The sequence below is a fragment of the Cupriavidus sp. R6-3 genome, from assembly GCF_059772245.1.
In genome coordinates, this window is the sequence record NZ_JCBAJO010000138.1 from 1 (window position 1) to 13,026 (window position 13,026).

General features: G+C 62.0%; 12 protein-coding genes. 4 read left to right on the top strand and 8 right to left on the bottom strand.

All coding sequences use genetic code 11. From position 1 onward, the window contains the following. The coding region (fliK, locus tag AC6EI8_RS18230) for a flagellar hook-length control protein FliK (protein ID WP_498382549.1) at positions 1–524 on the top strand (524 nt) is incomplete at its 5' end. Continuing rightward, positions 521–808: an EscU/YscU/HrcU family type III secretion system export apparatus switch protein gene (locus AC6EI8_RS18235; RefSeq protein WP_265634800.1), complete on the top strand. Its 288-nt coding sequence runs from the start codon at positions 521–523 to the stop codon at positions 806–808. The genes fliK and AC6EI8_RS18235, both read left to right, overlap by 4 nt. A gap of 54 nt (positions 809–862) precedes the next feature. Here AC6EI8_RS18235 and AC6EI8_RS18240 read toward each other — a convergent pair whose 3' ends face one another. From AC6EI8_RS18240 to fliE, 8 genes are all read right to left on the bottom strand, one after another. Further along, positions 863–1,603 carry a class I SAM-dependent methyltransferase gene (locus AC6EI8_RS18240; RefSeq protein ID WP_265634802.1) on the bottom strand — a complete coding sequence of 247 codons (741 nt, stop codon included), beginning with the start codon at positions 1,601–1,603 and terminating at the stop codon, positions 863–865. Next, positions 1,600–2,055: a GNAT family N-acetyltransferase gene (locus AC6EI8_RS18245; protein WP_265634804.1), complete on the bottom strand. Its 456-nt coding sequence runs from the start codon at positions 2,053–2,055 to the stop codon at positions 1,600–1,602. The genes AC6EI8_RS18240 and AC6EI8_RS18245 overlap by 4 nt, the downstream gene beginning before the upstream one ends. Then, positions 2,052–3,011: a glycoside hydrolase family protein gene (locus AC6EI8_RS18250; protein WP_265634806.1), complete on the bottom strand. Its 960-nt coding sequence runs from the start codon at positions 3,009–3,011 to the stop codon at positions 2,052–2,054. The genes AC6EI8_RS18245 and AC6EI8_RS18250 overlap by 4 nt, the downstream gene beginning before the upstream one ends. 2 nt (positions 3,012–3,013) lie before the next feature. After that, entirely contained in the window at positions 3,014–3,976 is a 963-nt protein-coding gene (locus AC6EI8_RS18255; protein ID WP_265634808.1) for a glycoside hydrolase family protein, read from the bottom strand. 57 nt (positions 3,977–4,033) lie between these two features. Further along, on the bottom strand, positions 4,034–4,750 hold the full coding sequence (locus tag AC6EI8_RS18260) for a WbqC family protein (protein WP_265634810.1): 717 nt from the start codon (positions 4,748–4,750) through the stop codon (positions 4,034–4,036). Further along, the gene (locus tag AC6EI8_RS18265; protein WP_265634812.1) at positions 4,747–5,856 is read right to left on the bottom strand and encodes a DegT/DnrJ/EryC1/StrS family aminotransferase; all 1,110 of its coding nucleotides are present in this window, start codon (positions 5,854–5,856) and stop codon (positions 4,747–4,749) included. The genes AC6EI8_RS18260 and AC6EI8_RS18265 overlap by 4 nt, the downstream gene beginning before the upstream one ends. Then, positions 5,853–9,236: an O-linked N-acetylglucosamine transferase family protein gene (locus AC6EI8_RS18270; protein ID WP_498382550.1), complete on the bottom strand. Its 3,384-nt coding sequence runs from the start codon at positions 9,234–9,236 to the stop codon at positions 5,853–5,855. Before AC6EI8_RS18270 ends, AC6EI8_RS18265 begins: the two co-directional genes overlap by 4 nt. 264 nt (positions 9,237–9,500) lie before the next feature. After that, the gene (fliE, locus tag AC6EI8_RS18275) at positions 9,501–9,821 is read right to left on the bottom strand and encodes a flagellar hook-basal body complex protein FliE (RefSeq protein WP_149319503.1); all 321 of its coding nucleotides are present in this window, start codon (positions 9,819–9,821) and stop codon (positions 9,501–9,503) included. Positions 9,822–10,282: 461 nt separating this feature from the next. On the opposite strand from fliE, the gene fliF reads away from it, so the two are divergent. Both fliF and fliG read left to right on the top strand, forming a co-directional pair. Next, positions 10,283–12,007: a flagellar basal-body MS-ring/collar protein FliF gene (gene fliF / locus AC6EI8_RS18280; RefSeq protein WP_150082074.1), complete on the top strand. Its 1,725-nt coding sequence runs from the start codon at positions 10,283–10,285 to the stop codon at positions 12,005–12,007. After that, a complete protein-coding gene (gene fliG / locus AC6EI8_RS18285; RefSeq protein ID WP_023264265.1) occupies positions 11,997–12,989 on the top strand; it encodes a flagellar motor switch protein FliG in 993 nt (330 codons plus the stop codon). Before fliF ends, fliG begins: the two co-directional genes overlap by 11 nt. Positions 12,990–13,026: the final 37 nt, after the last annotated feature.

A 13,026-nucleotide genomic window follows, 5' to 3' on the forward strand; every position in this document is an offset into this window, starting at 1 on the left:
AGGCCGCCGCCAACGACGCCGCCCGTCAGGCCGGCGCGCAGACCCTGCTGGGCGCGACCCACGACGACGCACAGGCACGGCTGGACGCGGCGCCCAACTTGGCGAAAGCGGAAGCCGCGCCCGCCATCCATCCGAATACCGAAGGCATCGTCCGTCAGCAGCTCGAACTGCTGGCCACCCAGCAGTTCCGCTGGGCCGGCGAAGCGTGGCCCGGCACGCCGATGCAATGGGACATCGCCGAACGGCAGCAGGAGCATGGGTCCTCCGGCGAGCACGGCGACACCGCGGACGAGCGCACATGGTCAAGCCGCCTGGTGCTGGAGCTGCCTCAGCTGGGAACGGTGGAAGCGCGCCTGACGCTGACGCCGAACGGCCTGGAAACCCGGCTGGCGGTACAGGAAGACCGCATCGTGCGGATGCTCGATAGCGCGCAGGGCCGGCTGCGCGACAACCTCGGCGCGCGTGGCATCGACCTGCTGCATTTCTCGATCCGCCGGGACACCGACGCGGAGGGCACCGCATGAGCCAGCAGGACTCGCCCCGCGGCGCGGCGGTCGCGCTGTCGTACCGCCAGAACGATGCCGCCCCGCGGGTGGTGGCCAAGGGCTACGGCCTGATCGCCGACTCGATCATCGCGCAGGCCCGCGAGGCCGGCGTCTATGTCCACGATTCCCCGACGCTGGTCAATCTGCTGATGCAGGTCGACCTCGACAGCCAGATCCCGCCTCAGCTCTACACGGCGGTGGCCGAACTGCTGGCGTGGCTGCATCGGCTGGAGGCCGATACCGGGATTGTGCGGATCGAATGAGTAAGCGTGCAGGACGGGCCGTCTATCCTCCGCTCGACGATGGTCCAGATCGGATCAACCCTTCTCGCAGACAAGGAAAATGGTTGAACACAGCTCTGGATACTGCTGGCCAATTGCATAACATCCTTCCAGATACTCAGGGGAAATGATGTCGGTCGCAAGCAATCGGTCCCATTGAAAGTTCGCCAGTGCCTTGAAAAAGACTCCCGACCGATGCACGACCCGAAGGCCGGCCGCCACGGCATCGCGCTCCAGCGTATCAAGCGAGTAGGTGCGGTGATGGCCATGCGCGGCCTCGGCGGGCGTCACAGCGCTACAGTGCGATATCAATCCCATCTTTACCGCAATCTGTCGCGACGGGGCGTTGGCATTGGGGCAAGCCAGAAAGAACCTTCCGCCTTCGGCCAGCCATTCGTCATTGACACGACGCAGCACCGCGGCCGGATCGTCAATGTGCTCGAGTACATGCGTCATCACGATATTGTCGTAGCGGGCGGGCAGCGCGACGGTCTCCATCAATCCATGTACGAGCTTGACCGATCCATCTAGTTTCCGTCTGGCATCGTCGATCGCGACATTCGATGCCTCCACGCAGGTGATATCGTCAAAACAATCGAGAAAGCGGCGCGTGAAGTCGCCCCTGAAACTGCCTAGTTCCAGCAGACGGCCCGGGCGAAAGAACGGCTGAAACGCCCTGATCATAAAGGGATGCATGACATGCAAGTCAAAGCTGTACGCGTATTGATGGTCTGCGGTATCCCTGATTTCCGCATTGTAGTCACGGGACGGATTCATGCGACTTCCTGTTCGAGTGTAAGAGACATGCGTTGCGCCAAGCCGTTTTTTTCGCAGATCTCGAATCCGTGCTTCGCATACAACGCAAGCGCCGCCATGTTGTGCTGGTTCACCTGGAGTTCAACACGCGCAAAACGCACGGAGCGCAAATAGCTGAGACATCGGGTAACGAGCGAATTTCCGATACCCCGTCCATGGTGAGCGGGCAGAACGCTGACGTTGGTAATGAAAGCTCTCTGCCTGGCCGAATCGTCACAATAGGCAGCCACGAGCCCAATCAGCTCACCGCCAGACCAAGCCTCGATGCGCTGCGCACGGGCCGCCATCTTCGATGCGTAAGTCCGCAGATCGACACGGCTACTGAGGGGGGGCAAGAAGGCATGGTCGCAAGCTGCCATATGCAGCGCGATCTGAGCCACCGTGGCGCGATTTGATGCGAAGACGACGCTCATCGCACCAACTCTGCCAAACCGAAGCCGTAGCGCCCGAACTGATTGCCGTTGTACAGCAGGAAGACATGTCCCTCGCATTCGAACGCGTGCGGATAGCATTGCATCTCGCCATCCCAGTCTCCGGTGGTCCCCTCCAGCAAGGGGCTGGCGTCGTCGCGCGTCCAGGTGGAGAGGTCATCGGACCAGGCATGGCCGATGCGATATCCGCGCCCCGCATTTGTCCTGAAATCGAAGGACTCGCGATAGCAAAAGAACAGGTGGTAGCGACCGTCGATCTCGATGACCGTTGGCAACGCTTGGCTTTCGTCCGGACCCAGCCTGTCGGGAACGATCTGCCGCGCTTCTTCTTTTTCCCAATCGATCCCGTTGAGCGACGTCGCGTGCCCGATCTTGTACGTCCGGTCCGGCGCGGCGCCAGCGGCGTACCGTTTCCAGCCGGTGCCGAAGATGTACCACATGTGGAACACCCCATCGATGACCTTGACGAAGCCATCCCCTACCAGGCATGGCTCATGCAGCGAGGCGGACAGCACTGGGCCCGCGCCGACACGCTCGAATGTCAGACCGCCATCGCGGCTGATCGCCAATCCGATGCCGGTGTCCACCGAAACAGACACACGCCGGCTCCATCCGCAGGTGTAGCCGTAGATGGCGCCTTCGTGGCGAAGTACGTGCATCGGGAAAATGCCATGCTCATCGAAGGCGCCGAGCCCGCCGAGCGGGATCACCGTGTGGTCGGAGACCCGCAAAACGTCGCGCAGGTTCCTCGACATGTCGACGAAAGCAACATGACTTAGATACTTGCCGTTTGCCGGATCGACGGCCCGCGTCGAGAAATAGATGCGGACAAAATCGCTGAAGACCAGGGCCTGCGGCGATTGCGCGAAACCCACGCAACCCGGGGGCAGGCCATGCTCGGAGGGATCGAATATTTTTCCGACTTTTCTCCACTTCATGACTATTTCAACTCCCCTTGTAGTTCCGCAATGCCGAAGCCGTAGCGTCCAACCTGGTCGCCGAGATATGCCATGTAAACCTTTCCGTCCAACTCGAAGACGTGCGGATAGCTGATCATCTCCGCGTCCCACCCAGTCTCCGACACATCTATACCCGCCTTGCTATCGTCACGCTCCCAATTGACGAGGTCGGTACTGGACGCGTATCCAATGCGATAGCCGTTCCGCCTGCCACGATAGTGTTCACTGTAGCGATAGCAGAAGAACATGTGGTACTTGCCATTGGCATAAAGCACATCCGGACTGGCCTGCGCCTCGTCTTCCTCGATGCGGTTCGTGATCAGATCCTTGTTGAGTCGCTCCCACCGGACGCCATCGTCCGAAGTCGCCATCCGGATCTTGTAGACCGGCTCTGCACGGCCATCGACCATCTTCCACTTCCGTCCGGCGATATAGAACAAATACCATCGGCCATTGAAGCGGCGAACCTTCGGGCCACTTAGTACAAACGGCTCCTCCAGCGTATAACCGAGCACCGGCCCTGCCCCAAGTCTGGCAAACGTCGACCCGCCATCCCGGCTGATGGCGCAGCCAATGGCTACGTTGAAAGGCACGGATTCGCAACGCGTCCAACCGGCGTAATACGCACGGACTTCACCATCGTCGCGAATCACCGACACCGGATAGATTCCGAACTCGTCAAAAGCTCCCACGCCGCCGAGCTGCAATATCGGTCGATCCGCCACGTGGCGTACTTTGAACAGATCCGATCTGTCCAGATCGACATAGGCCGAATAACTGACGTACTGGCCATGGGCGTCGGCCGCCGGCCGGCAGGAAAAATAGACGCGCAACCGGTCTTCCATCAACAGCGTGGCAGGCGCCTGAGCGAATTCCTTGAGCCAGGAGCGGCCCGTCACATGCTGCGGAGAGAAGACTTTGCCTAGTTTTTTCCAGCGGAACATGGCTCGATATATCGGTTGTCTTGCTTGGCGAACGGCGACTGGACGCCGCTGACGCGGTCAGGCTGCGGGAACGGCGCGCACGGCCGTCCAACGGCCGAGCATGCCTCGAATGGTTTCAGGCCGGTTGAACATCAATACGTCAACGATGGAAAGGCTTGGAACGAACGGATGCGCGAACTGCGGATACTCGATGGAGTCCGACTGAAGGAACCGGAGGTCGATTCCGCGCTCCAGGAACGCCTCGTCCGAATAGAGCGCCCGTCCTCCGATCGCGTTGAGATATGTCTTGGCGCTCAACGCGCGGCAAAGCCCGATCACCTTGTCCTGCCCCTTGAGACCGGGATCAATGGCGATATTCGAGGACACCACCATCCGGCTCGTGATGCCAAGATATTCACAGACGTGAACGATCGACTGGAAGATGTAGTCAAACAGCCCGGTCGTCGGCTCCATGACGATACGTTCAAGCATTGGCCAGACCGACTCGAACTGGGGCGCGCGACGGTATGACTCCCGGAATTGGTTCAGGAGCTTGGTGCGGTTGAACTCCGCTGAGATAGCCCGATCGCGGACATCCAGAGCATCGGAGTCGTGCTGGAGCGGCAGGGTGAACACGCTATCGGCCCCGTTCTTCAGAATGCGGTTCCTGTTGATCCAGCCCTTTTTTGTGTACTTGATGTTGTCATAGACGACAAAGACATCGACCGCGTGTATCAGCTGGAAGTAGCCGATGTACGGAAGAAAGTAGGGCTGCATGATTGCGACGGTTGTCATTGGCAATCAGCAATGATGCGGGCAATTCTCTCGATATCGTGATCGCCCAAGGCCGGGAAGATCGGCAAGCAAAGCACACGCGAGGCGGCATCGGCAGCAACCGGCAGATTGCTCCTTCCCGCCGAAGGCAACCCGCGATACATCGGAAAGTCGGATATCAGCGGATAGAAATAGCGCCGCGCGTAAATACCATGTTCCCGAAACAACTGGTACAGGGCGTCCCGGCTCAAGGGATACGGCCCCGATACCAGGATCGGGAAGTAGGCATGGTTCGAAAACGTAGCCGGTCGCTTGTCAAGACATTGGATGCCGGGTACATCGCACAGGAGCTCGCGGTAGCGTTCGTCTATCTCACGACGTCGTGCCAACGCCTTGTCGATATGCCGCAGCTGCAGCATCCCGAAGGCAGCATTGACCTCGCTCATCTTGCCGTTGATCCCCGGCGCGACCACGGTAACTTCATCGACGAATCCAAAGTTCTTCAGATGGTCGATGCGCTGCTTGGTCTTTGCATCGGGGCAGACGATGGCCCCTCCCTCAAAGGTATTGAATACCTTTGTTGCGTGGAAGCTGAGCACCGAAAGATCTCCGTGCCTCAGGATACTGCCTCGTTCTGTCCTTACGCCGAAGGCGTGCGCGGCGTCGTAGATGACGCGCAGGTTGTAGTTATCCGCCAGTCTTTCGATAGCATCGACATCGCAGGGGCGTCCATAGCAGTGAACCGGCATGATTGCCGTGGTCTGCGGCGTGATCGCAGCCTCGATCTTGGCCGGATCTAGGTTCAGCGTCTCGGGACAAATGTCGACGAAGACCGGCTTGATGCCATTCCAGTGCAATGAATGTGCCGTCGCGGCAAACGAGTATGGCGTCGTAATGACTTCACCAGTAATGCGCAGCGCCTGCAGCGCGGTCACGAGCGCGAGCGTGCCATTGGCAAAGAGGGCCAGGTGCTCGACATCGAGGTACTCGCACAATGCACGCTCGAACTGTTGATGAAACGGCCCGCCATTGGTCAGGATTCCGTTGTCCCAGATGGTCTGCAGATACGGAAGGAACTCATCCAGCGGTGGCAGATAGGGCTGGGTAACGTAGACCGGCCGAGTCATGGCGCAATCCCGAAGCTGGTTGCCGGCTTCCCATCGCACCAGATGGACCACATTTTTTGTATTGCCTGCTCGAGGCCCCTCGTGACGTAATCCGCCCGCAGCATCGGGGAAGCTTGCAGCGTGTTGCGCATGCCAGCACGCAAAGCCGATAGACGATCCAGCTCGCCGGCCCACTTGGTCGCCTTTTCGACGAACTCCTCCCTGGAGCTGCAGACCCATTCCTGCAGCCCGGCTTGACCGAGTACGCCGGCTGTTTGACGTGCAATGCGGGTGGCGCCGCCTATCGTAAGCACGGGCACGCCCATCCATACCGCGTGGCACGACGTCGTGCCCCCGGTGTAGGGGAACGTGTCGAGACCAATGTCGATTTCATTGTGATAGGCAAGATAGGTCGGCATAGTGGTGCGAGGGCGCACGACTATGCGTTCGCTGGCTACACCATTGCGCGCGAATCGTGCTTTCAGTTCGGGCACAGCCTCATCGGGCATATGCCCGACAAGGATCCTCGCATTCGGCACGTTCGCCAGGATCTGCGCCCATGTTTCGAGCACATCGTCACTGATCTTGTTGTAGCGATTGAAGCTGCCGAACGTGATATACCCGTTTCGCAACGCCGGAAGCGGCTCCACTGCCGGACTAGCCGGATGCGGGTCGAAAGTAAAGGCGGACGGCAGGTACACTAGTTTTTCAGTGAACTGGTCATCGAGCATCCCTGGCGGCGCAACATGGTGGTCGATCAGGTAATAGTCCATTTCGGCCAGGCCCGTGGTCGCCGGATAGCCGATCCAGCTGACCTGCACCGGGGCAGCACGCATAGCGAAAGCCAGCAATCGGTTTGAACCCGTATGCCCTGAGAGATCGAACAGAACATCGATGCCGTCGCTGCGGATGCGGTCACGCAACTCGACCACGTCAAGATCCCGGACGCGACGCCAGTCTTGCGCCAACATCCGCACGGAATCGGTCACATGATCTTCGATGGTGCCGGTGTGATACACATGGATGGAGAATCTGTTCCGATCGAGGTTCCGCCAGATCGGTGCCAGAAAGTTCATCACCGAATGATTGTGCAAGTCACCGGAGACAAATCCCACACGCAAGCGACGCGCAGGCTCCCGCCTATTGCTAAGACGTGGGACACCGAGGCGCCTCGCCAGACTGGTCGCATTTTCGCCGAATGCCCTATGCTCCCGAGCGAGTTCATCTGGCCGCAGTCGACCCTGATGCGTCAGCAGGAACAATAGATTGCTGTGAATGAGATCCCCGGCCGGATTCAATGCAAGGGCTCGTCTGTAATACGCTTCCGCCTCTTCGGGCCGTCCGGCTTCTCCACTGACGGTACCGAGAATGTTGTACGTACTTGCGAGTCCCGGGTCCAGCTTCAGCGAATGTTCGAGACAACGAAGCGCAGCCTGATGCTGCCCGCTAGTCCGGAGTATCCGTGCCAGGTTGTTGTGATGGGCAGCCACATCAGGCTGCAGCCCTATCGCGCGCAAGGCGGCATGTTGCGCCCGATCCAGATGAGTGAAATGGGCAAGCAGATCGCTGAATTCGGCATGAAGAGACGCATCCAGGGGACGCAGCGCAATGGCCCGTCCCATGGCGGTAATCGCCTCCGTGCCGCGTTGAACTTGTTGCAGGATCGCGGACAACATTCGCCAACCTTCCGCCGTATTGGGGTATTCATCCAAGAGTTGGCGTACCACGTGTTCGGCCTCTTGGTAGCGCTGCGCGGATTGCAAACTGCTCGCCTTGGCCGCCGCCTGCCGGATTGCGCCCGAAGCCGCCGCCCCCGACGATGCTTCCAGCATTGGCTTGTCCGTGCTGGAAGCCAGGCGCGTGCTGTGCAGACATATGGCATCAAGGTATTGCCACCAGTTGGGATCGTCGCAACTCATGTCGGCGATCTGTGTACGGAAATACGTCAGCCAGGCAGGGATCGATCCGGTGAGCATTCCCGCGCAGCGCATCCGCTCCATCAGGCCGCGCCGTTCTGACCCGCTCCATCCTGCGCAAGCGTCGCCCACATCCTCGGGGGAAGCGGCGCCTGTCCGCAATAGCACGTCGATCTCGTCCGGCTTCAGCGTCAAATTGACGGCCGTGTGCCAAAGCGACCATGTCGCGACTGACTGTTCCCCGCTTGCGTCGCCCAACAATGCCCGCAAGTTGGGAAGCACGCTCAATGCGGTACGCGTGTCGGTTTCATAAGGGGTCGCTTCACGCGACAGCCGGAGCATTCCCGCGCGGAACAGCGCTTCAAGTGCGCGCCGCACAGCCTTTCGCGCCGTCTCCTCGCTTTCGTAGACATGCTCGGGAAAGACCTGCAGCAGTTGTCCCATGTCGCAGGATGCTGGCCATGTCGCGGCCAGCGCCATCATGACGGTTTGCACCCCGCGGTCGTCGGTGACCATCGTGCGTCCGCTCTGGTTGACATACTGCCGGCCGGCCACGGCGCCTCGGTGCCCCGTTGCGGATGGCTTGAACCAGCCGGCAAAGCGAAGCTCATCCAACCTGGACAGATCGGGGGACGAAAGGCCCTGTTCCGCCCGGTCGGCATGGACAAGCATGCTTTGCCGAAAATGTCGCCCGACGGCAAAGTCCAGGTGCTGCTGCCGAACCGCCGCGGATTGGCCGAATCCCGTGAGGCTATTGAACAAGGCGACGTTCGATCCGAACGTCAGCGCAATCTCCTGTTCGGGCTCGGCGTCACCGACATGAAGTAGTCCATTTTGCGCGGCAACGTTGGCAAATTCGATGAAGTAACACACGTTGCCCGCATTGTGGAGAAACTCCGCTACCAGTTCGTCGTCGCTCAGCTTCTTCGTGTACTCCAGCACGGGAGCCAACGTGGAGGACATGGGATTGGACGCAGCCATGCTGTCCGCCAACAGCGTAACGGTTGTCCGAGCGGCGGCGATATTGTCCGCGATGTCCTCGGCGCCGTGTCCGGCAAACAGCATGGCGTCGCGCAGCACCTCCGCGCTTTTCCAGCCCGGCAGCGTGTGGTAGCTGACAAACGCAATTCCTTGCGGCGATAGGTGCCGTCGACAAACGGCAAGCAGCGCCTCGCCGAATTCGCGCGGCAACTTGCTGTAGGCCTCGTGGACAACGATGTAGTCGAATTGCCCGAATTCGTCGCCCAGATCCAGCGGACCTATCGCATGAAAGTCGACATTGTTCGCACCGATTTTTTGTGCGGTCGCCTCGGCCTCGGCGATATCGTCCGTATTGGTATCGATTCCGACGACTTGCGCTTGCGGGTACGCTAACGCAAAGGGGAATAGATTGTGGCCGGCGCCACACCCCAACTCCAGCACGCGGGCTTGCGGCAATGGCACGGTATCGATGCCATAGAGATACGCCGCCGCCCGCAGCTGCATGGGCGAACTCCCGAAGATGGTACGGAGCGGGGTCGACAGCGTATCTTGGGACGCTGCCGGTTGCGGGTTGACGGGCTCGGATAGGTTCACGGAAGGCTTCCCATACATGCTGGGGTAAATTGGCATAACGAGCGTAGCAAGCAGACGGAGATGCCAATTCGCGGAACAACGGCGCAATGGGGTGGCATTTCGCATGGGCGCTCTCGCCCGTCATCAAAATATAAAGGCGACCGCAAGGGTCGCCTTCGCGTGCAAGCACGACGCTTACACCGCCATATTCATCACTTCCTGATACGCCATCGCCAGCCGGTTGCGCACCTGCACGCCGGTCTGGAACGAAATGCTGGCCTTCTGCATTTCGATCATCACGTCGTTCAGCGCGATGCCGGGCTTGCCGAGCTCGAAGGCTTCGGCCAGGCCGTAGGCGCGTTCCTGGGCGCCGCTGATCTTCTGCAGCGAGCGCTGCAGCTCGCCGGCAAAGCCGGAGGCGGCGGCCGGGATGGTCTGGGAGGTCGTGCCCGACGCGCTCTGCGCCAGGCCGCGCAGCTGCTGCAGCATGCCTTCGATGGATGCAATCGAACTCATCGGTCTGTCTTTTCCGTGATTGGCGAGGCGCCGAAGCGAGGCCGGCACCCCTGAATGGGTCGATCGGACGAGCACGGGAATGCCAAATGCAGGCCCCCGCCCAATCCAGCAGCCGAAGCGTACCTGCCGCGTCCGGCCCGGCATAGGCCGAAATCGGACCGAAAAGCCGTCCTATTCCCCGGATTGTCTGTGCGCCCGGTAACCGATCATCGCTACCGTGCCGGGTCTGGCGGGCTGTCGCCTTGCCGCTCCCCACCCGCATCCCTGGTTTGCTGCCAGCGAATGCATTAACGACACCGGCGCCCCTTTGTTTAACTATCGCGGAGAGTACGCGTGTTTTGTCTGCTGCGTGATCTGAGCCATGCCGACATCGGCCACCGCCAGGGCGGCGCATTGCGCCCCCGGCAAGGTTCGCCCCTGCCCGGCCGGCTCGGCGGGTCGGCCAATACGGAGGCCCGCGCATGAATGCGGCAGCCGTGCTGGGCAACCGCTCGGAATTGATCGAGCGCTTCAAGGGCAATCCGCGCCTGCCGCTGATGCTGGGCGGCGCCGCGCTGGCCGCGGCGATCGCGGTCGGCGTGCTGTGGTCGCGCAGCCCCGACTACAAGGTGCTGTACAGCAACCTGTCCGAACGCGATGGCGGCGCGGTGATCGCGTCGCTGCAGCAGATGAACGTGCCGTACAAGTTCGCCGAGGGCGGCGGTGCGGTGATGGTGCCGGCCGACAAGGTCCATGAGATGCGGCTGCGGCTGGCGTCGCAGGGCCTGCCCAAGAGCGGCAACGCCGGCATGGAGCTGATGGACAACCAGAAGTTCGGCATCAGCCAGTTCGCCGAACAGGTCAATTACCAGCGCGGACTCGAAGGCGAGCTCGCGCGCTCGATCGAATCGATCGCCGCGGTGCAGTCCGCGCGCGTGCATCTGGCCATTCCGAAGCCCACGCTGTTCGTGCGCGAGCGCCAGAAGCCGACCGCCTCGATCGTGCTGACGCTGCATCCGGGCCGCGCCATCGACGAAGGCCAGGTCGCGGCGATCAGCCATCTGGTGTCGTCCAGCGTGCCGGAGCTGACGCCCAAGTCGATCTCGATCGTCGACCAGCATGGCAACCTGCTGTCGGGCAACGGCAGCAACGAGCGCATGCTCGATGCCACGCAGCTCAAGTATGTGCAGACGCTCGAGCGCACCTATGTGCAGCGCGTCGAGTCGATCCTCGCGCCCATCGTCGGCCAGGGCAATGTGAAGGCCCAGGTCACCGCCGACGTGGACTTCAATATCGTCGAGCACACCGACGAGTCGTTCAAGCCGAACCAGGATCCGACCCGCGCGGCGATCCGCAGCCAGCAGACCAGCGAGTCGAACCAGCAAGGCGGCTCGCCGGTCGGCGGCGTGCCGGGGGCGCTGTCGAACCAGCCGCCGCTGCAGGCCGCCGCACCGGTGGTCACACAGCAGCCGGGCCAGCAAGGGCAGCAGGGCCAGCCAGGACAGCAAGGCCAGACCGGCCAGCAGGCCCAGGGACAGCAAGCCGGCACCGCCAGCACGCAGGCCGCGCTCGCCGGCGCACAGGCCGGCCCGAGCAGCGCCCGCCGCGACTCGACGACCAACTACGAGCTGGACCGCACCGTGCGCCACGTGCAGCAGGCACCGGGCGGCATCCGCCGCCTGTCGGTGGCGGTGGTGGTCAATCATCGCCAGGTGGCCGGCGCGAACGGCAAGATCACCAGCGAGCCGCTGACCGCGGCGCAACTGGCGCAGATCGAGAACCTGGCCAAGGAAGCCATGGGCTTCTCGCCGGCGCGGGGCGACTCGCTCAATGTGGTCAACAGCCCGTTCACTTCCGGCGAGGAGATCAAACCCGAACTGCCGCTGTGGAAGCAACCCGAAATGATCGAGCTGGCCAAGACCGCCGCGCAATACCTGCTGCTGGCACTGCTGGCCCTGTTCGTGTGGTTCAAGGTGGCACGGCCGATCGTGCGCAAGTACACCGCGCCGCCGCTGCCGCCGCCCGCCGAGGCCAACGCCGCCGAGTCGGTGCTGCTGCCGGTCGAGGAGCAGCAGCCGGATCCGGAAGTGCTGCGCCTGACCGCCAAATACGAAAGCGATCTCGCCCTGGTGCGCGACGCTGCGCAACGCGACCCGCGTCTGGTCGCCAGTGTGATCAAGAACTGGATGTCTAGCGATGAACGGTGAGGGCTTGCAGAAGAGCGCCATCCTGATGATGTCGCTCGGTGAGGATGCGGCGGCCGAGGTGTTCAAGCACCTGTCGCCGCGCGAAGTGCAGACGCTGGGCTCGGCCATGGCGTCGCTGAACGCCGTCACGCGAGAAGAAATGGCGGCCGTGCTGGCCGAGTTCCGCAGCGAGACCGAGCAGTTCCTGGCGCTGTCGGTCGACTCGAGCACGTTCATCAAGAGCGTCCTGAACAAGGCGCTGGGCGAGGAACGCGCGCTGTCGGTGATCGAGGACATCCTGGAATCGCGCGACCCGGGCAGCGGCATCGACTCGCTGAACTGGATGGACGCGACCTCGGTGGCCGAGCTGATCCGCGACGAGCATCCGCAGATCATCGCCACCATCCTGATCCACCTGGACCGCCAGAAGTCCTCGGAGGTGCTGGCGCTGTTCACCGACCGCCTGCGCAACGACGTGGTGCTGCGGATCGCGACGTTCGGCGGCGTGCAGCCGGGCGCGCTGCAGGAACTGACCGACGTGCTGACCAAGCTGCTGGCCGGCCAGAGCCTGAAGCGCAGCCGCATGGGCGGCATCCGCACCGCCGCCGAGATCATCAACCTGATGAACACCACGCACGAGGAAGCGGTGATCGCCGGCGTGCGCCAGCACGACAGCGACCTCGCGCAGAAGATCATCGACGAGATGTTCCTGTTCGAGAACCTGCTGGAAGTGGACGATCGCGGCATCCAGCGCGTGCTGAAGGAAATCGCCACCGAGTCGCTGATCGTCGCGCTCAAGGGCGCGCCGCAGGAACTGCGCGACAAGTTCATCCGCAACATGTCGACCCGTGCGGGAGAGATGCTGCGCGAGGACCTCGAAGCGCTGGGCCCGGTGCGCGTGTCGCAGGTCGAGGCCGAGCAGAAGAGCATCCTGCAGGTGGTAAGACGCCTGGCCGACGCCGGCGAAATCCAGATCGGAGCCGGCGACGATGCCTATGTCTAATCCCTACGCGCGGCAGGCGCTGGGCCACCACCTCGGC